The sequence below is a fragment of the Blastomonas ursincola genome, from assembly GCF_013607875.1.
Lineage (GTDB): Bacteria > Pseudomonadota > Alphaproteobacteria > Sphingomonadales > Sphingomonadaceae > Blastomonas > Blastomonas ursincola.
Genome location: NZ_VDES01000001.1, coordinates 518,614 through 538,305 on the forward strand (window position 1 = coordinate 518,614; position 19,692 = coordinate 538,305).

24 protein-coding genes are annotated in these 19,692 nt (G+C 62.9%); all 24 read right to left on the reverse strand.

All coding sequences use genetic code 11. The features are described from left to right. Positions 1 to 5 precede the first annotated feature (5 nt). Positions 6 to 137 (reverse strand): GpE family phage tail protein, encoded by a 132-nt coding sequence (locus FG486_RS18250; RefSeq protein ID WP_194249841.1) that lies wholly within the window; start codon positions 135 to 137, stop codon positions 6 to 8. Continuing rightward, positions 134 to 496 (reverse strand): phage tail assembly protein, encoded by a 363-nt coding sequence (locus tag FG486_RS02505; RefSeq protein WP_181266311.1) that lies wholly within the window; start codon positions 494 to 496, stop codon positions 134 to 136. Before FG486_RS02505 ends, FG486_RS18250 begins: the two co-directional genes overlap by 4 nt. 121 nt (positions 497 to 617) lie before the next feature. Next, a complete protein-coding gene (locus FG486_RS02510) occupies positions 618 to 1,127 on the reverse strand; it encodes a phage major tail tube protein (RefSeq protein WP_181266312.1) in 510 nt (169 codons plus the stop codon). A gap of 40 nt (positions 1,128 to 1,167) precedes the next feature. After that, positions 1,168 to 2,316 carry a phage tail sheath subtilisin-like domain-containing protein gene (locus tag FG486_RS02515; protein WP_181266313.1) on the reverse strand — a complete coding sequence of 383 codons (1,149 nt, stop codon included), beginning with the start codon at positions 2,314 to 2,316 and terminating at the stop codon, positions 1,168 to 1,170. Positions 2,317 to 2,428: 112 nt separating this feature from the next. Next, the gene (locus FG486_RS02520; RefSeq protein ID WP_023838817.1) at positions 2,429 to 2,803 is read right to left on the reverse strand and encodes a GPW/gp25 family protein; all 375 of its coding nucleotides are present in this window, start codon (positions 2,801 to 2,803) and stop codon (positions 2,429 to 2,431) included. A gap of 11 nt (positions 2,804 to 2,814) precedes the next feature. Then, on the reverse strand, positions 2,815 to 3,390 hold the full coding sequence (locus FG486_RS02525; protein WP_338401570.1) for a phage baseplate assembly protein V: 576 nt from the start codon (positions 3,388 to 3,390) through the stop codon (positions 2,815 to 2,817). Continuing rightward, positions 3,387 to 3,575, reverse strand: a complete 189-nt coding sequence (locus FG486_RS02530; protein ID WP_181266314.1) for a hypothetical protein — start codon at positions 3,573 to 3,575, stop codon at positions 3,387 to 3,389. The genes FG486_RS02525 and FG486_RS02530 overlap by 4 nt, the downstream gene beginning before the upstream one ends. A 5-nt stretch (positions 3,576 to 3,580) precedes the next feature. Then, positions 3,581 to 5,911: a hypothetical protein gene (locus FG486_RS02535; protein WP_181266315.1), complete on the reverse strand. Its 2,331-nt coding sequence runs from the start codon at positions 5,909 to 5,911 to the stop codon at positions 3,581 to 3,583. Continuing rightward, a complete protein-coding gene (locus tag FG486_RS02540; protein WP_181266316.1) occupies positions 5,908 to 6,360 on the reverse strand; it encodes a hypothetical protein in 453 nt (150 codons plus the stop codon). The genes FG486_RS02535 and FG486_RS02540 overlap by 4 nt, the downstream gene beginning before the upstream one ends. Then, complete coding sequence (locus tag FG486_RS02545; RefSeq protein WP_181266317.1) at positions 6,357 to 7,427, reverse strand: gp53-like domain-containing protein; 1,071 nt, start codon at positions 7,425 to 7,427, stop codon at positions 6,357 to 6,359. Before FG486_RS02545 ends, FG486_RS02540 begins: the two co-directional genes overlap by 4 nt. Continuing rightward, positions 7,427 to 8,080 (reverse strand): phage tail protein I, encoded by a 654-nt coding sequence (locus tag FG486_RS02550; protein WP_181266318.1) that lies wholly within the window; start codon positions 8,078 to 8,080, stop codon positions 7,427 to 7,429. Before FG486_RS02550 ends, FG486_RS02545 begins: the two co-directional genes overlap by 1 nt. An 8-nt stretch (positions 8,081 to 8,088) precedes the next feature. Beyond that, the gene (locus tag FG486_RS02555; protein ID WP_194249843.1) at positions 8,089 to 8,994 is read right to left on the reverse strand and encodes a baseplate assembly protein; all 906 of its coding nucleotides are present in this window, start codon (positions 8,992 to 8,994) and stop codon (positions 8,089 to 8,091) included. A gap of 199 nt (positions 8,995 to 9,193) precedes the next feature. Further along, positions 9,194 to 9,667 (reverse strand): phage virion morphogenesis protein, encoded by a 474-nt coding sequence (locus tag FG486_RS02560; RefSeq protein ID WP_181266319.1) that lies wholly within the window; start codon positions 9,665 to 9,667, stop codon positions 9,194 to 9,196. Between the two features lie 2 nt (positions 9,668 to 9,669). After that, positions 9,670 to 10,173, reverse strand: coding sequence for a phage tail protein (locus FG486_RS02565; protein WP_181266320.1), 504 nt, complete (start codon positions 10,171 to 10,173; stop codon positions 9,670 to 9,672). A 202-nt stretch (positions 10,174 to 10,375) separates the two neighbouring features. Further along, a complete protein-coding gene (locus FG486_RS02570; protein ID WP_181266321.1) occupies positions 10,376 to 14,032 on the reverse strand; it encodes a hypothetical protein in 3,657 nt (1,218 codons plus the stop codon). A 1-nt stretch (position 14,033) separates the two neighbouring features. Next, positions 14,034 to 14,333: a hypothetical protein gene (locus FG486_RS02575; protein WP_181266322.1), complete on the reverse strand. Its 300-nt coding sequence runs from the start codon at positions 14,331 to 14,333 to the stop codon at positions 14,034 to 14,036. Then, positions 14,333 to 14,665, reverse strand: a complete 333-nt coding sequence (locus FG486_RS02580; protein WP_181266323.1) for a hypothetical protein — start codon at positions 14,663 to 14,665, stop codon at positions 14,333 to 14,335. The genes FG486_RS02575 and FG486_RS02580 overlap by 1 nt, the downstream gene beginning before the upstream one ends. Next, positions 14,662 to 15,441, reverse strand: a complete 780-nt coding sequence (locus FG486_RS02585; protein WP_181266324.1) for an N-acetylmuramidase family protein — start codon at positions 15,439 to 15,441, stop codon at positions 14,662 to 14,664. The genes FG486_RS02580 and FG486_RS02585 overlap by 4 nt, the downstream gene beginning before the upstream one ends. Beyond that, positions 15,438 to 15,662: a hypothetical protein gene (locus FG486_RS02590; RefSeq protein WP_181266325.1), complete on the reverse strand. Its 225-nt coding sequence runs from the start codon at positions 15,660 to 15,662 to the stop codon at positions 15,438 to 15,440. The genes FG486_RS02585 and FG486_RS02590 overlap by 4 nt, the downstream gene beginning before the upstream one ends. 1 nt (position 15,663) lies before the next feature. After that, entirely contained in the window at positions 15,664 to 15,876 is a 213-nt protein-coding gene (locus tag FG486_RS02595) for a tail protein X (protein ID WP_338401571.1), read from the reverse strand. Then, positions 15,873 to 16,367, reverse strand: a complete 495-nt coding sequence (locus FG486_RS02600; protein ID WP_181266326.1) for a head completion/stabilization protein — start codon at positions 16,365 to 16,367, stop codon at positions 15,873 to 15,875. Before FG486_RS02600 ends, FG486_RS02595 begins: the two co-directional genes overlap by 4 nt. Positions 16,368 to 16,487: 120 nt before the next feature. Beyond that, positions 16,488 to 17,246 carry a phage terminase small subunit gene (gpM, locus tag FG486_RS02605; protein ID WP_181266327.1) on the reverse strand — a complete coding sequence of 253 codons (759 nt, stop codon included), beginning with the start codon at positions 17,244 to 17,246 and terminating at the stop codon, positions 16,488 to 16,490. A gap of 246 nt (positions 17,247 to 17,492) precedes the next feature. Continuing rightward, positions 17,493 to 18,554, reverse strand: coding sequence for a phage major capsid protein, P2 family (locus FG486_RS02610; RefSeq protein ID WP_181266328.1), 1,062 nt, complete (start codon positions 18,552 to 18,554; stop codon positions 17,493 to 17,495). A 68-nt stretch (positions 18,555 to 18,622) separates the two neighbouring features. Continuing rightward, a complete protein-coding gene (locus FG486_RS02615) occupies positions 18,623 to 19,480 on the reverse strand; it encodes a GPO family capsid scaffolding protein (protein WP_181266329.1) in 858 nt (285 codons plus the stop codon). Between the last annotated feature and the right edge of the window lie 212 nt (positions 19,481 to 19,692).

Sequence of the window (19,692 nt, forward strand, 5' to 3'; positions counted from 1 at the left end):
GCTCATCAATCCTTGCCGCAGTGCATCCGGTTCCATCGATCGACCGCCTTGCTGCGCCAGTAGATCAGCTCCTCAAATTCCAGCGCCTCCAGTTCCGACAGCGGCCAATGGAAGATCGCGGCAATATCGGCGATCAGTTCGTCGACACCGGTTCCCCGGACGTCATCCTCTCGATCAGCGCCCGTTCCGCCCGAGTCAGAAAAAAACCACGGATCGCGCCCCCAATCTCGGCGAGGTCTGCCGGGTCAAGATCGCGCGCCTCGGCATCGGTGAGGATCGGATCGGAGATCCGGGGCACCAGCGTGATGATGGTGCTGACATCGGTGGTGAGCAGGTCCTGCAGGGTCAGGCCGCGCAGCTCGCCGGACTTGGGCTTGCGCAGCACCAGGCTGGTGATCTTCGTCTCGCCGCGCACGATCGGCTCGAGCAGGTCGATCGGGTCAGAGAAGCGCGACGTGCCGGCGCTGGTGGCGGGGGACGTGGTTTCGTTGGTCATCTGGGGGAGCCTTCACATTCCAGGGGGAGGATGGATCGGGCCGGGGGCACCTAACATACCCCCGGCCCTGCCCCGCCCGCGCCGTCCCCCAATGGCAGCGCGCGCGGAATCGAAAGGGGTTTTACAGGCCGATGGCGGCGCGGATTTCAGCGTAGCGATCGATGCCGTCGACCAGGAAGATCGCGTTGATCATGTCGATCTCGAGCTCGACGCGGTTATCGACCACCAGCTTGTAATAGGAGAGCGGCAGCTTGAACTTGTGCTCGGTATCCTCGCCGGCCTTGGCGTTGCCCATGTCGATCTCTTCATGACGGCCACGCATAACCGTCTCGACGGACTGGACGGCGCTGCCATCGTCGCGCTGATAGGCCCCGACCAGGCGCAGCAGCACGCCATCAACGCGCGGCGTACCGAACTGCCGGAGGGCCTGAAGAACAAGGCCACCATTGGTGAACTCGGCCTCCATAAGCTGCAAGCCCATATCGAGCTTGACCGGGCCGAGCATGCCGCCGCCGCGCCATTCCTCCATCTGCAGGGCGATCTTGGGCTGAGTGAATTCAGCGATCTGGCCCATGTAGCTGTTGCCGTCGTTGTAGAGGTTGAAGTTCTTCAGCTTGCGGGGAAGGCCCATGGCGGTGTCCTTTGTCGATCGAGGGTGTCAGCAGCGGCGGTCAGTTGAGCTGGTCTGCGAAACCGGCATAATAACGGTCGGTAATCCGCTGATTCAGGATGATGTTTTCCGCCGGTGCAGTCGGGGTGAAATCATAGTCGATGGTCAGCCTGCCGCTCGCCAGGTCAGTCTGGCTGTTGAGCGCGGGATCGAACCAGGCCTTGCCGTCGATGAGGCGGCCCTGCGCCTTGAGACTGCGGAATTCGGCGTTGATGGTCTCGATGATGTCCTTGATGAGACCGCGCGTCATCGGCTTGTCCACCGCCCAGGCGAGCCCCTCTGCAATGGTATCCTGCAGCACTTGGGCGGTGCGCACCGCGCTTTCGAAGGCGAACTCGGGCAGGTCGCTGCAGGTGCGGTTGCCCCAGAAGCGATAGCCGTTCATGCGGATGATGGTGGTGACCTGACCATCGTTGAGCACGCCGGCGGGCGTGGTGGCATCCTGCAGGTCGAAATAGACCGACTTGTCGATGCCGCTGACACCATCGACTGCGACGTTGGAGAGGGTCTTGTGCCAACCCTGCTCTTCGTCGATGCGCGCGCGCAGGCCCATGGCGCGGGCGACGGCATCGCCAGCGAACTGGTTGGTGAAATTGGGCCAGACCAGCATCAGCTCGCGCGCGGAGAATTCCTCGCGATAGGTCAGCACATCGGCGATCTCGTCGCCGATCGCGCGCGCATAGACCATGGCGCGCAGCCGCTTGGCGATGATCACCATCTCGGCGGTCACTTCCTGCACGTCGAGGCCAGGACATCCAAGGATGCGCGGGCGAATGCCGAGCTGCGCCTGGGCATCGAGCAGGCACTGCATGCCGGTGGCAACGCCGCCGGTGTTGCCGCCGATCACGTTGGCGGCGGTTTCCGCATCGTCTTCGCCGGGGGCAACGCGCACCACGACAAGGATCGGGCTGGTCTGATCCGCGATGGCTTCGAGCGCGGGCAGCAAGGTGCCGCCTTCGCCGGCGTCACCAATGGCAGAACGGATATCGGTGACCAGCACCGGGGTGTTGAGCGGAAAGGCCGCATCGAGCGCGGCGGCGGGCGGACCTGCATCGGCGGTGGCGGTGGCGACCAGGCCGATGACCGCGCTGGCAATGGGCACGATGGGACGCGCGCCGGTGGTAAGCTCGTTGACCTTGATGCCGTGCATGATGATCTCGCCTCTGCTGGAGTTCGGGCTGTGCCGTTTGCAGCAGAGACAAGAGGGAAAGCCTGGCCAAAGGCCAGCAGGCGCGATTGTTACCGGGCCGATTACAACGATGTCAGGTGTTGCTGGGGCTGGCCCCGCCGCGCCGGATAGGGATCGAGAGCTGCACGCGGCTGTTCGCCTGGCCGATGTCGGTTCGCTCGCCTTCAAGGGCGATCACCAGCTCGCCGGGTTGCTCCCCCAGCCCGATCGCGATGCGCTTCAGGCGCAGGCGCGGTTCCCAGCGCTGCAGCGCCAGAGCGGTCGCGCCATAGAGCAGCAGGCGGGTCGCGCCGTTTATGGGCTGGTCGATAAGATCGAACAGCATAGAGCCGTAATCGCGGCGCATGACGCGGGTGCCGAGCGGGGTCGAGAGGATATCGCCAATCGACTGCGCCAGGTGCGCGTTGCCATCGAGCTGCTGACCCGTGGTCTTGTCGATTCCCAGCATCTGCAGTCCCCTTATACCGGCGTGCCGGTCTGCCCGCCGCCGGGCTGAGTTCCGCCGTGCTTGTGCGATTTCAGGCTGATGCCAGCGGCAACCACATCTTCGGTCGCCGTGAGCGTGCCGTTGAGCGTGACATCGCCGTTGATGGTGACCCCTGCCTCTGCGTTGATGGTCAGCCCTGCGGGAGCGGTGATGGTCGCGGTCGCGCCATCGGGCAGCAGCGCCTCCAGATGATGAGCTTCCGGATCATAGCGCAGCTGCGCGCCATCGGCGAAGTCGATGCGTTCCTGCAGCGTCGAGCCGAGCGCGGGGAAGCTGTCGCGGGTGATGCCGGTGAGCGCGACCGCAGCGCCGATCTCGCCATCGGGGCAGAGCAGCACCACCTGCTCGCCGACCGTGGGGGGAGACCAGATGCGCGTATCGCCGCAACGGGGCATGATCCAGCGGATGGCCGGGGTTTCCATCTCGCCTTCTTCGGGATCCCCGCAGCGCACGGTACAGCGCGCGGCCTGAAGATCGACCGAGGCGATGACCCCGAGGCGGATCAGGGTTGCGGGATCGAGGGGGATGTCTTCGGTCAAGGCGCTCACTCGGCGGGCAGCGGGCCGAATTGGGATTCGTATGTGTCTTCCATCTGCCGCAGCGCCGTCTGCGCTGTGAGCAGCTCCATATCGGGCACAAACTCGGGATGGCTCGGATCGGTATCCTGCGCTGCAAGCAAACCTGCCACATGCTGGCGAGCAGCCAGCAGCGCCGTTCTCATGATCTCTTCCATAAGTCTCAGCCCCATCGTCCAAAGAATGCGCAACTCACCGAGTCATCGCCTGCAACGGCCTGCCAGTTGTCAGGGACAGGCGTCGTGATGTTGACCTCGCCAGTCGCGGGATTGATGCCGGCGACATCACTGATGTGCCAACGCCGTGCGCCGCCTGGCGCATAGGTTACCGGCCCGAAATTAGGCAGATAGCCGACATATCGGAGAGTATTCACGTCAACCGGCGCGGTGTTCTGGATCAGCACCATTGCCACATCGCCGGTCCTGACCCCGCCCTGGGTCGTATTGGCATTGACCGTGAAATTCGAAGCATTGGCGACGGCCGCGATGGTCTTGCGATTGCCGTTGACCCATCGCCAGATCTTGTCGTTGGCGCCATCGGGATAGGCGAGATCCCGATCAAACGGGAACCTCGCAGCAGGTCGACCCTGCACTGAAGGCGAGGTCTGATCCGAACGATCGAACAGCCTGGTCGCCTTGCCGACGATTACCCCAGCACCAGCATCAGGAATGCTGTAGACACCGCCAAATTGCCCACCGACATTGACCGTCCCCCGGATCGGTTGACCGAGATACACATCGAGGCTGTTGTTGGCGGTGCTTTCCACCAGCTCGCACTGGGCTTCGATGAGCATGCCGTTGAAATAATCGCCGACCAGACTGTCGAACATCGCAAGGGTCGCCTGCGGATAATAATGGAACAGGTCGCGTGTTGCGACCCAGAGCGCGGGTTGCGGGCTGGTGTAGCGGCCCCTGATCCGCGTCGGTGCACTCTTGTCGACCAGGATGCCGTAGAGAGACCCGCTGTTAGCGACCATGTCGACACTGATCTCACGGCAGAATTGCTGCACCTGGATGTTGGTGTTGGAGCGGCCTTCGAACTTGCCATTGAGGCAGCCTTCTTCGATCGCCAGCGAACCCGTCCTCATGTCCGCTATGATGTAGGTCCGGTTGGATCCGTTGCCAGGAAGCACATCGGTCTGCGGGAAAGCCGGGTTGCTGCGCTCTGCCACCAGAGTCCCGCGCGTGCCTTCGCAGTGCAGGTTCCACAAGCCACCGCCGGTCAGCTCGATATTGTCGAACGAGCAGTTGAGGCCCCGGCAGATCATGACCGCAAGGTTGGCATAACCTTCATGAACGACCTCGTTGCTGATCCTCATGTTCTCGAGCCGCGCGTTGATGACCGGATCAACTCTGCGCCATCCGCACTGGCGCCAGCCTTCGAACGCGGCCTGATCGACGCCAGGCGCGGCGCGACCACCATTATAGGCGATGGGCCGCATGAAGAGGTTGAACGGGTCATTGGCCGCGTTGCGATATTCGTATAGCACCGGCCAGGCCAAATGCACTGTGGTGCCATCGATCGCGCGCACCCGGACCATCTCGTGCAGCGCGGTGTGCCAGCCCATGAAGCCACGCTCAAGCCGCAAGAAATCCCCCGGCGCGACATCGGCGAGGTCGCCCAGGCTGGCCATGGGCAGGCTCGTTGCACCTGGCTTGATGACCGTATTCGGCGCAAAGGCACGCGGCGCAATCACGGGATAATCGCCGGTATGTGCAGCATTGTAATTGGCTGCGCTGATATCGTCCGGGTACTGACCGATCAGGGCAAAGGCAGATGCTCGGACATTTCCTTGCCTGGGGTTCAGATGAGACATTACGCCCATCAGATCAGGGTTTGTTCCGGCGAACCGAACATGGGTAGCACTGCCCTGCCCCCTTACGTTGACATTGCTGGGGACAAACCAGGTCTCGTCGATCTCGATCTCGCGGCCCGGCAGCCAGAACTCGCCGCCGCCCCGATCTGCCAGATAAGCCAGCGCCTGCTTACCTTTGGCGGTGTCATCAGCGCCCGGCGCTTCGTCGAGCCATATCTGTTCACGCATGCGATCCTGAGTAGAACGATATGGCGCACCCGCGATAGGCCCCTTGAAGCGACCGCCGCGGTTCAGCTCGATCTGGAGATTGTTACCGCTTGCAGTGCCGACACCCTCGGCCATCTCCGATCGCGAAAGATTGGCCTTGGTGACGGCTCTGCCCAGCTCGGTCGATCCGCCCGGCGTGCGGAGATAGGCGATGATCTCGCCGTCACCTGCGATCGAAAACCGATCGCCCGGCGCGGTCGCGGCCTCGGCTGCTGCCAGATCGCCGGAGATGAAGTTGGCGAAGGCGCTGGCATCAGTCGCGATGGCTGCGGCCTCGGCGATAAAAGGCGCGGCCAGGTTGCCGATATGGTCGCCGATCGAGCCCTTGCGGGTCTGGCCATCCTGCACCAGCGGGACAAGTTCATCCCCGGTGAGCGGCTCGGCAAGGGGCAGCGCGCTGACTTTGCTCATGCGTCGGTTTCCTGATCAAACTGGGGCCAGAGCGGGTTGTCGCTGACCGGGAAAGTAGCGACAGCGGCGACGGTGGGTAGCGAAAGCAGCTGCTCTTCGATCAGGTTGCTGGCGCTGCGGATAAGGTCGATCGCATGGAAGCCCGGATCGCTGTCGTCGCGTAGGGCATTGATCTGCCGCCAGAGCGGCATGCGTTGATCGATACGCCGCCCGGCCTCGCGCTTGATCGCATGCACGCATGCAGCGCGCGCTTGTTCGAGCGTCGCCGGTGCGAGCGGGCGCATCTGCGGCCTGCCGCGCTTGTCGGGTACGATTTCACCGCCTGCCGCCTGACCTGCGAGCAATTCTGCATGGCGCCTGGCAGTGACTGACACCGCGTCGTCCGGAATCTGCTTATGAAGATCGGTGTCGAAAAAGCCGCGCGCAGACGCGCTGTACTTGATGGTCATGACAGGTCGATCCTTCCGATTGCGATGAAGCAGCAGGCATCGGTGGTTGCATTCGCATTATGGACCTGAAAGCCGGTCGCGCTGATCGTTCCAGGGCGTACCGATGGATAGTTGTCCTGCGCGTCATTGCTGGTGTCGCTGGTACCATCGACGACGACCGAAAAAGCATTGCCGGTGAAGCTGGTAGGGAACGACACTGACGTCTGGCTGTTGGGGCCAGCGCTGAAGCGTCCCCATTGGATAAGCAAAGTGTTCGCCGGATCAGCCGTGGGGATGGTGCAATATCCGTTTTCCGACAACGACTTGTTCATGGGTCCCAGAGATGCCGGGGTAAGTGCCCTGTCCCCGGCAGTTCCCGTGCGCGCATCAGCCTGGCTTGCGGCTATCACGGTGAGCACGCGATTGGCGGTCAGGTTGCCGCCGCCCGTGACCAAGCCCCCGCCGCTGATCGTGCGCCCTTGCAGCGCCGTGATTGCGGCGTTCACGGTGCCCTGGAACGCGAGGAAGGCAGCGTTCAGCGTCATCGCCAGCGCGTCGAGAACGCGCTTCGTCTTCTTGGGCGACATGATCCGGGTGTCATCAACGCCGGCATCGGCCTCGGCATTGGTCGCGATCTCCGCCACGCCCTTCACTGCTTCGCTCGCCGGCGGATTGAGGAACAGCGCATCGCCGAATTCGATCAGCGCCGCCATGTTGTTGGCGAAGGCGATGTCGAACATGATCAGCCCCGTCGCCAGCTGGGCCTTGCTCAAGACCGCATCCGCCGCCGCGCTGTAGACCGCCAGCAGCACGCCGGCATCCGTATAGATCCCGATACCGGTCACATCGTAGACATCGGCGCTGGGATCATAGGCGGTGACATGGATGACGTTTTCGCTCACCGCCTGGCCTGAGACCGCGTCGATGCGCTTGAACTCGCCGGGCAAGGCGTCAAGCGTCGGGGCGGCGATGAACGGGGTCGCAGTCAGGCCGATCTCGATGATCCTGATTTCATCGGTGCCGCCACTTTCTGCCGCCACGATCGCATCGAGCCCGGCATTGGTGATCATCATTGCAAGAGCGGCCATCAGATCACCTCCAGAAATTTGCTGTCTTCGCGGGTGAGCGGCTCGCCATCCTCGGTTTGGAGGTAATTGTCCCAGCGCGGATCGGGATCATGCGCAGCAGCCATATCGAACCGGATCGAGGTGGCGGTCATCGCTGCACCCGAAAGATAGCCCATGGCCTGCGCCTCGAGATACTGGACGAAGGTGAAGTGCGAGCGCGCGGGCTTGACCGACGCCACGTCGCGGATGATCGCAGCCGCCGTCTCCGCGCTGAGAAAGCTCGGCGGGATGAGGTTGGCGGGCATGCGCACTTCGAAGGTGTGCACCGGCTGGCGCGGGTTCGCCTCGAACCATTCGACGATCTCGAGCAGCGGGTTGAACCGATCAAGCACTTCGCGGACGATTGCGCGGGTGCCCTTGCGGCGATGGAAGGGAATTGCATCCCAGATCGCGGCGCGGCGTTCGGCCTCGGTCCATGCCGGGTCCCAGCGAGCGATGGCGAGACCCCAGGCGAGGAACGGCAGCAGCTCTGCCGGGCAGGTGTCCGGGTTCCAGAGATTGCCGATTTGGCTGATATCGATGTCGGCACGCATGGCCGCCTCGATCGCCATTTCGGAGTTTTGCGCGTTCGGCGGCAGCAGGCTGGTGGCCAGGATATCGGAAGGGAGCGCCATGGCCGCGATCAATCCCAGGTGCCGCCGACGGTGACATCGATATCGGCGCAGTGCCCGGCCTGCAGCATGGTGTAGACCTGATCGGCGGCAGGTTCTGCCAGCTCGACCCGCTGGACGCCAGCGACGTGCAGCGCGGCGATCAGCGCCGATCGCGGAATATCGCGACCCAGGCGGCGGGCGCTGGCGAGATACGTGTTCAGGCTGGCGAGTGCGGTGGTGCGGATCAGGTCCGGATCAGGCCCGGAATACAGCCAGAGCGAGGCGACCACATCGAAGGGTTGGATGTCAGCCGATTGCACGGTGACCAGATCGGTGAGCGGGCGGACCTGGTCATCGAGCAGCACGGCTTCGACCGCTGCCAGCGTTTCCGGCGGTGCGGTGCCATCGCCGGTGCGGGAGAGGACAGCAACGACCACATGGCCAGGCTCGGGCGAGGTTGCCGAGGCATCGAGCACGTCACCAGAGGCCGAGACGGCGTGATAGACATAGGCCATTTCAGGCCCGGCGACCGAGAAGCTGTGCGGGGCCAGCAGCACGCGGCGGCGCAGCTCATCGTCGCTTTCCATGACGGCTGCCGCGCCCGTGACCGGGTTGGCAGGCGTGATTTCAAGCCGTACGACGGCGTAGAGCGCGGCCAGGTGATCGAGATTGGCCCCATAGGCGAAGGCGATGAGCATCTGCCGCGCGGCATCGTTGAAAGCGGCGGCCAGCACCTGCTCATCATAGCTGTCGGCCTGCAGCAGCTTGATCGCCGGATCGGATTCCACCAGCGCGCTGAATGGCGGGAAGAGCGCGAGCAGCTGCGCACGCTTGGCCTCATAGCGCGTCTCGAAATCCGTCTGCGGCACCACCGAGGGCGGCGGAAGACGCGACAGGTCGATGGCTGGCGAGGTGGCGATGGACGAAATCGGCATGAACGCCAGCAGCATGATGCCCTGGTCAAAGACCAGCGGGCGCGCTTGTTATCGGGCCGATTACAACACCGAACGGCCCGGCATGGCGCTAGCAAAACCAGCCGGGCCTGACCCAATTGCGTCGGGGACCGACAATAAGGGCTGCGACGCCCCTGCCCGACCCCCAAATGGGCAAATAGGATAAAAACGACACTTCGTCTCAGTCTGGAGCCAGTGATCGGGTTACCGCCTCTAGCACGGTTTCCATGTCGTCATTTCCGAACCCAAGCAGGCGGCGGGCCTCGTAGCGCGCGCGAATGGTGCGGCCGTCGCGGGTGCGCCCTATCCTGTCGGTGCGACCATCATGATGCACTTCGGCGATGCGCTGGGCATTGCCGCCGCCGAAATCGAGCTCGACGCTGTCGGGCGTTGCCTTGATGCGCATGTTGCGCGCCAGGCGCAGGCGACGGAACATGCGCTTGCGGCTCACAGGCTTGCCATCGGGGCCGGTGCGCGGGCGACGCGGGGCCATAGCCTTGCCATCGGGTTCCTTGTTGGCGGCGATGCGCTGGGCGTTGGAGCGGCGGAGCGACTGGCCGACCTTCATCGCCAGCTTGCGCCGCGCGCTGGGCTCCAGACGCAGCATCAGGCCATCTAGCCAGTCTTCAACCTTGGTGAGATCGGTATCGGCCATGATCAATGCCAGGGCGGCAACGCCCCATCTGCGTCGGCAATATCGGCGAGTGGCGGGGTGTCAGGGGCTGGCTCGCCATCACTGGCGATCAAAGGCAGGTCATCGTCGAACAACGGAACCGGTTCGGTCAGGTGCTGAAGATCGAATCCGCCATCCTCACGCCTGCTGACCAGCACGTTTTCATCCAGCTGGATCTGCAGCTGGAGATCGACGGTCTTGCTGTCGATCATATCGACCTCGATCGCGAAGGCTTCCTGCCCGGGCACCACCCGCTCGGGCTGATTTTCCCGCAGCCAGTTGGTGACGGCCAGCATGATGATGCTTGGAGCGCCGGCGAATTCGACCAGCAGCACGTTGAGGCGATAGCGATAGGCAAAGCCCAGCGCTTCGGTCGAGTTGGAGCGGATGCTGCCCTGATCGACCCACATCACCAGATTCGCCGGATCGCGCTCAAGGTCGGGCTGTAGTGCGACGATAGCCGCGCGCAGGGAGGCTGGCTTGATCATTCAGATAACTCCACTGATCCAGATTATCGGCGCCCAGCAAATCGGAGCGAGCGCCAGGCCAATTAAGCGGGCGGTGCGGCGGGTCATAGGCTGCCCCCACAAGCCTGCACCACTATCGCAGGGTGAGGCGCGATCCACATATCCCAGGCCATGACGGCCATGACCGCCCACATCAGCAGGTGAGAGACAAGGTTCCACCGCATCACGCCGGACCGATATAGAGATCGTCGAGAACGCCCGCTCTGGCGACATTTGCCAAGTTGCAGCCCACGAAAAACCTTGCCGTGCCGGGCAGCGCTGCGGTGATAGTCTGCGCCCCGCCGACAGTCGGGGTCCGAACTACACCATCAACGGTAACAGTGAACGACAACCCGGATAGGGTCAGCGCGCAGAGGCCATTGTTCGGGTTGGCATAGGTCCAACTCAGCGAGTTTGTGCCATCGCTATAGAAAACGAACAGCGTCGAGTCCGAGTTGTTGCGAGACATCACGATGCCCGCCCCTGAGAAGGCATTAACGCGGCATTCGAGCCTGACATTTGCCGCCGCAGGGAAGCGCGCTCGCATCTGGAAATTGTTCGTGCGCCCGATGTTCGGCAAGCGATAGGCCGCATTGGTGGCGGAAGACAGCAGATCAACCGAACCACCCGAGCCCGGGATCGTAAACCTGTCGGCGAACCCTGCCACCAGCTCATAGCCGGAACGGGCACTGAGAAGCTGCGGCGATGCGGAGGCATTCGAGAAAGTGTCGCTGAAATTGGTAACGCTTTCGAGCACATCGGTGACTGTGACGACGATGGCCTGGTTCACCGTGCGGCCAAGGAAGTCGGTGGCAGTGACAGTGACGTTGTAGACGTTATTCGCACCAACGTCGCCCGGTGCCTCAAAATCCTTCGTGCCATTGCTTGCCCAGCGCATCACCCAGCGCCCGGCTGTATAGACGATCTCGAAATGCGAAGCGTCAGCGCCGCCAGTGATCGCCCATCGCACGGTGCCGATCGATGCGGTCAGGTTGTGTACGAGCGTCGTGTTTTCGAGATTGCTGATCGCCGCAGCGCTCGTGATCGTGTGCAGTGCAGGAGCCACGATAGCGCCTGTCCTCACGCGCTCAGGGAGCAACGGCAGCGTCGGGCGCGTTGCCATCGGATCAACGGTGTTTGCTGCCAGAAACCCGGCGTCGAAGCCTGACAGGGTGAAATCGATATACCAGAGGAAATGGTTGCCCGTAGCGCGGTCAACCTCGGGGAACCATGCGCGCGTTTTCCACGTCCCAGCGTCGTTGAACACGCCGTTGCGCCGGGCGATGTCCGTGCCGGTTGCCCAGCCAGGAGCGACGTTCGGGCGCGACTGCTTGGGCGTCATCAGCGCCAGGTTATCTTCCTGGTTCTGGTTGTCGCCGTGCCAGCGATATCCCAAGCTATCGACGACGAGCGCGCGGATCGAATACTGATTGGTCCCGGTCGGGGTCAGCGCGGTATCCTGCGCCCCGAGCAGCACGACATAGGGATCGCCCCCAAGTGGCGGGCAAGGGTTGGCTGCTCGCTCGCTGCTGTTCGGGCCGAACGGGGCCAGCGGATAAGGCAGCGGCAAATCCTCGTCGCGGGTAACCGACCAGACGCGAGAGATGCCAGTCGTAGCGCCGGTAACCTGTGCACCGCCCATGATGTTCCAAGCCGCGCGCGTGGTTGGATCAACGCCAAAGTTGGCATTGTTCGCACCGGCGAAGGGCGTCGTGACGTTCTGGAAATCGACCTCATGCCAATAGCCCTGATAGGCTATCGAATAGGCGACATCCTGAAACCCGACGCCGAAATCGCGGATCTTCATGTTGATGAAGCTGTTGTTCCACATCACCGCACCGAGCGCAGCGGCGGTGCCAAGACCGACGCCCCGCCCAGTCCAAAGGCTGTCATACACGTAATAGTGGAACGTGTAGTTTATCAGGTTATAGGCGTTGTTGCAGTTGACCCAGTGGCACTCCTTAAAAATGAACGGTGTCGGGTCTGCGCGATCGATGTTGACCTGGTGCGCCTTCCAGAATGCAGATGAGCAGTCCCATGCGTGGTTGCGGAAGAAGTCGGGAACCTGGGCCTGCTCGATGCCATAGGTATCGTTGTCGAGGTCGTACTCGCCGCCGACATTGGAACCGCCGCCAAGGGTGATCGGGTCGCGATAGCGCAGGCTGTCGCCGTCAGGTATGCGGGGAAGCCGGTTCGCGTCCTGCTGCATGAACAGCCAGCCGTGGCGGCACCCGCTGACATAGTTGTCCTGCTGCAGAATCTGCCGCGCCTGGCTCTCGAAGCCGACGCCGCTATGGCCGTTATGGTTCTGCCAGAGTTCGGCGCGACGGCCCCAATCGACGGCAAACCCATCGCCGCGCCCCCAGGCGACGACATTGCCGATCCATTGGCCGGTTTCGTTGCCCAACTCGGAAACGATGCCAGCGCCCCGGAAATTATAGACGTTGCATTCGTCGATGGCAGCACGGCTGTCATGGTGGACGATCGCCCAGCCTGGGATGGGTCGTTCCGCAGTTGGTGCCCATGCCGAGCAGCCCTGCACAACAACCTGCTTTCGGCCGAAGAATGCACCGGTGCGGTGGATGTGGATCGCGTAGCGGCCATGGATGTTGTTGACATTGGTGATCGGCTGCGAAGTGCCCGCAGATGCATAGCGGGTCACACCGTCAGGGCCGTTGAGTGACGGATCGCTTGCCGTTCGACCCATGTTCCTGAATTCGCCATAGCGAATTTGGATGTCGTCCGAGAACATGAACATGGCATGCGCACGCTTTTGAAGATCCGAAAGGTTGCCAGTCCAAGGGGTATCGGTGGCGTCGGCGGTGCGAAATCGGATCGAGTGCGACAACATTGCCACGACTGGATAAAGCACAACGGCTTGGCCTCGCGGGAGGGTGTCGGCCTCAACCAAGTGATTGAAAGCCAGCGGCGTTGTCCAACGGATGGTTCTACCGCTGACCTCTGTAATGGTGCGCACTTCGGTCTGGTTGTTCTTGAACGCTGCATTCTGCGTCGCAGAAAACGGCGCCCCCTGCGAATCTCCCATGTAATATTGGGTCGGCCCCGCATACTGGCTGTCGTTTGCAGACGTGCTAGACCATTCTGTACCGACGAACATGATCTCGTCGCCAACTTTCCAGCCAGCCTGACCCGCGTTTTGACGTAGAGCGCACGATGTTGCCCCAGCCATGACAGAGCCATCAACTTGCAGGTGCGCTTCCTTGCGGGCGCCATGAATGCGAACCGCGCCCATGGTGTTGAGACCAAGACGTGCTGTCTGAAGCGGCGCTTCGGATGCCCAGAACACCACCTCGCACATAGGCTGGCGCTTGCCGCCCGTGACGATGCCGCTGTCGCGGATAGGTTCTGCGTCATAGCCCATGACCAGACGGCCATCGACGGCCAGCGTGTCGACCCATAGCCGGGTCCGTTGGCTGGTGCTGAACGACAGCGAACCGCGCCCGTTGATATGGATGTCCTTGATGAGAACGTCGCTCAGGACATCATAGACCAGATCGAACTCGCCCGAGCAGACAACAGCATTCGCACCGGGAACGGTGCCGACATCCCAGACGGTCGGGTCTGACCAGCTGCCAGACTTCACCGCCTTGTGTGTGTAGATCGAGCAGGTCGGAACCAATGGATCGCCGATGGGGTGGAAGAGCGGATTGAAGGCGTCACGTGCGACGCGCTCATGGTAAGATTGCGGAACAACGGCGGCGCGCCCACCGGTCATCTGGGTAATTTCGGAGACTCGGCCATCATCTGGTGGCGGTGCGGCTTCGCCAGCCCGTTGCGAGCTTAAGGCGCTGAGACTCGAGAAGCTGCTAAATGCTCGCATGTCAGGCTGCTGCGATGACCGAAACGTACTTCCCTGCCGGCACGAACTCGGCATCCCGGGTACCGGCGGGCCAAAAGTCGCTCACGCCCACCTCGGCAGCGTCCTCATCGCCGATCTCGACATAGCAATCCTCGGTGACCACGATGCGGCACATGCAGCTTTTGTTGGCCGGCCCATAGGACTGAACTGCGCCGATCGGCAATGCAGCCCCGGCGGCGATCGGCTTGCCAAGGACGGGCAGATGCTCACCCGACGAAGTGCGAATAGACTGGTTTTCGCGGAACCTCAGATAGGCTGGCATCAGGATGCTCCCTTATGTGCTGCAGGGGTGACGTGATGATCTTCGGGCAACTGCGCCATGTCGCCATCGCGCCGAGGTGGCGGGATTGAATGACCCAGCTGGTCGCCCAGACGCTCGACCGAACGGCCCGACGACAGGGCGATCAGCGCGGAGAGGCAGTCGGCGATCTTGACCACGAGCCCACCGGCGATGGCCGAGAAGATCGATTCTGCCCATTCGGGCAGTTTGCCGAACGTCATCGCCGCAATAATGGCGAGCAGCACCAGAAAGCAGCCGGCGGCGATGAAGGTGACCACGCGGCGGTCGCCCTCGCGATCGATGATGGTCGTCATCGGGAGATCCACTTCGCGTGCGCCTTGGCGATCTTGATGTGATAGCCGTTCCTGGCATAGCCGAGGCCGTTATAGCCCAGTGCAAATGCGATATTGTCGGCATGGACATTGCTGATTGCGCGCAAAGCCGACTGCAGTTTCTTGCTCTCGATGAAGGCAACGAAGGCATCGAGATGGTCGCGTTCGCTGCGCTTCATCGCGTCCCAGAACCCCTCGACCGTGTCGAACCCGGCGAGCTTGTGGTTGAAGCCCATGATCTGATAGCGCCCGACCGAAGCGGACATGAGCGCGGCGCGCGGTGCCAGCTGCATCGCGCGATACAGTCGGTTCCATTCGCCTTGGCCACCGACATAGAGGGCGCGGTTCCACTTGGCGCTCGACAGGTTCGGGTGACTCTTGCGAAAGCGCCCCTCGGTCTGGCGATCGAAGATATGCGCCTCGAACAGGATTTTGGGCAGGTGCGGACCATCAATGAACCCGCCAGGCCCATCGAGCGCGAGGATATCGGCCCGCACGTCCTTGAACCATCCACCCTGGCTCTCAACTTCGTCGACCGCGCGGATCTGCGCGACGGAGCAGCCCAGGCGCTTTGCTGCGGCAGCGAAATCTTGTGGCGACAGGCCGATCATGGCGATCGGCGCAGCGCCAGCGGGTACTCTACGGCCGTCCCAGCTGGCAGCAAGCCGGTCGATGAGGTCGACCTCGGCCTGCACGAACTGGTTGGCCGGCGCAGCGGGCCGCAACAGGGACACAATCTGGTCTGCGGTGGTGGTCATAGTGCGGTCCCCTTGATCCAATTCCAGGCAGCCAGCACGCTGCCGACAATGCCGGTTCCGAAGATGGCCGAGGCGACCCAGAACGCGCCGACGCCCTGCGCCCGCAGCTCGACCAGCTGATCAAGCTTTTCGTCCATCTCGTTGACCAGCTTGGTAAGCTGGCGGACCTCGGTCTCCAGCACGGCCAGGCGCTCATTATTGTTCGGGCTTCGCGCAGTCATGTCAGTCCCATAGCTGGATCGTCTCGCGCATTGCGGGCGCGCTTTCGGTGATTTCGGGCAGCAGCACCTGGGTGCCTTCGGCGAGTTGGGGACCGGCGGCAGCTAGGCCGGGATTGAGCGCATAAGCCAGCTCGGTGACGCCCTGGGTGCGCCCCAGAACGCGCCAGCAGATGGCGTCGAGGGTTTCCCCTGCCAGGGCGACAGCGACTGTCACAGAAGCGACACCCGGTTGCGCGCCACGGGCTTGTCAGCGCCGATCGAGAGCAGATCGCTGACCGCGTTGTGCGCCATGCGCCGATAATCGTCGGCGGTGAGGCTCTCGTTTTCGCCGCGGATGTTTGCTTGATCGGTCGCGACAAGATCACGGTGCGTGTCGGCGATCTCGGCCGCAGCGTAATAGCGGATGATCCGTTCCCAGATGACCACCGATCGCTTGCGCCCACCTATGCTGACATCATCGACCGCTGCGAGGTCATCGGCTCCGCTGGCCGCCCAGGCGCTGCGCCAGGCGTGAAGCTGCCGCAGTGCGGTAATGATCGCACCCTCGATCGCGCCGACCAGGCGTTCATGGGTGACCACTCCCTCGCCGATGCGGAGCTTGTCACGGATGCTGTTGACGTCGACCGCGGGGAACCAGTCATCGACGCTGACCGAGCTGTCAGCGGGAGAGGCCGGTGCTGGCGGCGTGGCGATGAAACCTGACACTGCGCGGGCCTTTCTGCTCTTCCGGGCCGCGCCGCTTTACGGGGGGTGGGGATCGCCTATGGCTTATGGGCAGACCCTGGCCAGAGATGATCCGCCCCCCGAGCGGCGTGGGCCGATCCGTTAATCCTGTCCGGTCTGGCCAGCGGGCGGCTCGACCAGGCGCTCGAGGCGCTCGATATCCTTCTTCACCCCGATGACCTTGTGGAGCTGCAGCGCGCGCCTGAAGGCATCGAGCGCGGCGTGCAGTAGCGCTGCCTTGCCGCCAGCGGGTGCGCTGTCAGCCTCGGGGTCGAAATCCTCGGCGGCCTTGGCATAGGCGCGGCCCAGCGCCTTGAGCAGCTTGGCGCGCGCCTGATCGGGCATGTCATAACCGCTGGTAAGCCCATCAAGGCGCACCAGCTGCTCGAGCGAAGCGAGCTGCGGCTCGGCCAGCACGGCAGTCGCGATCTCCTCGGCGAGCAGGCAGGCGGGCGTGCGCAGATAGCGCTCGGGCAGCTTGACGCCAAAGCGAAGGACATGCTCGCCGATGTCGAGCGCGCGTTCGAAATCGCGGTAATCGATCGCCCAGATCATCATCTGCGCGACGATCTCATCCTGCGCGGCAGTGCCATCGGCGCCGGCGGCCAGTGCACCATCGACCCATGCCCGGAAGGTCTCAGCCATTTCGCGCTTGATCGGATTGCGGCCCTCGATCGACTGGATGTCAGAGAGCGATCTCAGATTGTCCTGCAGCACCGCGTAAAGCGCGCGATACTCGCTGGCGACCTCGCCGGTTTCCGGCATGGCGACAGCCTGGCCAATGGCGGCTGCAATCTCCAAGGCCTGCCCCGCTTGTGCAGCGAGGGCGCGTTCACGATGGCGGCGGGCAAGGCTAGTCATGGCTGATCCTGGCATTGGGGTTGCTGCGATGTTGGGGGCTTCCCACCCCGCTCGACCTGACCGTCAGGCTCCGACGACCCTTTCGGGCTAGTTCGCTGCCTTGTCCGCGGCATTGGATTCCGGGGCTTTAGGCTGTCAGGCGGGGTGCGGTCTCATGACCCTTGGAGGCTGACCCAATCATCAGCCGCTGGAGGCCCACTCAAATCATTGGGCGAGCCCTGCCAGACACCCCTCTCGGGTGTTCGATCAGTCGGGCTTCTTGCCCATCACGATGTTTTCGACCAGCGAGCAGAGACCATAGTCTTCAACGACATAAGCCTCGTTGACGCTCTCGTAATTCTCGATCTGGTCGAGCGCCGGCTCTTCCCTGACAGCGCGCCGGCGGGTGCCTTCCTGCCAGTAGATCGAGAGGTTATCGAGCCGGGTGATGAGCAGCTTGCCAGCGGGGAAGAACGGCACCCGCACCGCAGGCAGCCCGCCGATCTGCTTTTCCGATCGGATAATGCGATCGGCAGCCTCGACTTCGGTGGCCTTGTCGCCAGCGGTGTTGACGATGTTGAAATACTTGTCATGCACCAGGTCGCGACCCACGATCACCACCAGCTCGGTGTCATCGCGGTTCCATTCGTCGATGAGCTCGACGGCATCCATGACCAGAGCGTCAAGCGACTTGTAATCGACATCGACACCCACTTCGCCGCTGGCATCAACATAGATCGCCTTGGCCGGATCGACGGTAAGATCACCGTCACTGAGCACCCGCTCGGCAGCATGGGTGCGGATCTTGTAGAGCCAACCGAAGTTGACATCCTGCAGCAGCGGGTTGGCCACGCGATCGGTCTGCGCGGCAGCCGACGTGCCGTGCCAACCGATCATGATGCGATCACGGCCCTGCTGCTTTGCAATGGCATCGCGCAACAGCACCTGGAACTCGGGCTTGTGCCGCCAGGCATCGATTTTCGCATATTTCAGCGCGTGGTCGAAATTGGTCTGCTTGCAGCTGTAGCGACCGCGATCCGAGGTGTCGGTGGGATCGGTGGGTGTGCGCCGGTTGCCCGCTGCCGTGTTGGTGCGGCCTGCCATGGTGCGCGTGACACCGATGCCGACCTTGTCGCCTTCCTGCTGGATCACCGGCACCATGTTGATCAGCTGCAAGAATTCGCTGCTGTGCTTGATTACCTCTTCGAGTTTCTGCTCGACGGCGGGGGCGACCGTGAACATCTTGCCCACGGTGTCGGTATCGATGCCGTTGAGCAGCGCGATCTGCGACACATAGGCGTTGAAAAGGGCGCGGGTGGCGTTCTGCATCGTCTGGTTCCTCGTTGAATTCGGGTGCTTGGGCTGGGTCTGGTGGTTGCGGGGGACCGGACGGATGATCAGCAGTTGGTCAGGGTGAAGTTCGTGCCATTGGCTTGCGGGCGAGGCTGCTGGCCAGGCGCGGCGATGTTCTCGACACGCTTGTCGAGCGCGGCGAACTTGAGCGCGAGCTGGTCCATTTCCTCACGCTGGGCAGCAGCCTGGGACTGCAGCGCGCCTTCGACCTTTTCGGCAAAGCCGGTGAACAGAGCCGAGAAGGCCTGCATGTCGAATCCCGGGGCAATCTGCTGCTGCGCAGGATCGGCGGGCTTGGGATCGGCGGGCTTGCTGGTGAACTTCGCGGCGAAGCCGTCGAGAATGCCCTGCAGACCGGAGAGGAAGCCCTGCCCCGCCTCGGTGGTGGTGCCCTTGTCGTCGGCGAGCTCCAGGGCGAAGGCGGTCTCGCCGTTGAGCACGATCGAGCCAGGCGCGGCGCGATTGAACTGCAGGCGCTCAGTGGCGATTGCGGCGGGGCTGTCGGTGAGCGCGCAGCCCATCAGATAGGCGAAGCCCTTGCCGGCGAAATTGGGTTCGATTTCGATCGACGGATAGACCTTCTGGCCCTGGGCGTTGAGCTTCATGGCGTCTTCGAGCACGTCGAAGACACCGAACAGCGCTTTGCGTTTTTCGGTCTTCCCGCTGAAGTTGACATCGACCTCGCCGACCGAGAGCTCGACGACATCGCCATAGCTGCGAAATGGCGCTTCGCCGGTGATCCCGCGGATATGTTCGATGTTGAGCCGCGCGCCATAGGTCTTCGGGTCATAGCTCTTCGCCATCTCGTCGATCAGCTTGTCGTCGATGGTGCGGCCGTCGACGGTGCTTCCTGCGGTTGCCAGGAGGAAGGGCTTGGTGCGCTTGAACTTCATGGTCGACATCGGGACGGCTCCGTTTCGCGGTGTTGCCAGGTGTCATGAGATGCCCGGCGGAATTGCCACCCTTGGGGCTGAAAATGGCCACATCATGCAACGGGCAGCCGTTGTTACCGGCGTGATAACAATCAGGCGGGCGCGCGCGATATGGCGCTTGCAGGGCATGGAAAGGCCGTCATGGCCATCCTTGCTGCCCTTCCCACCACCCCGTTCGACGC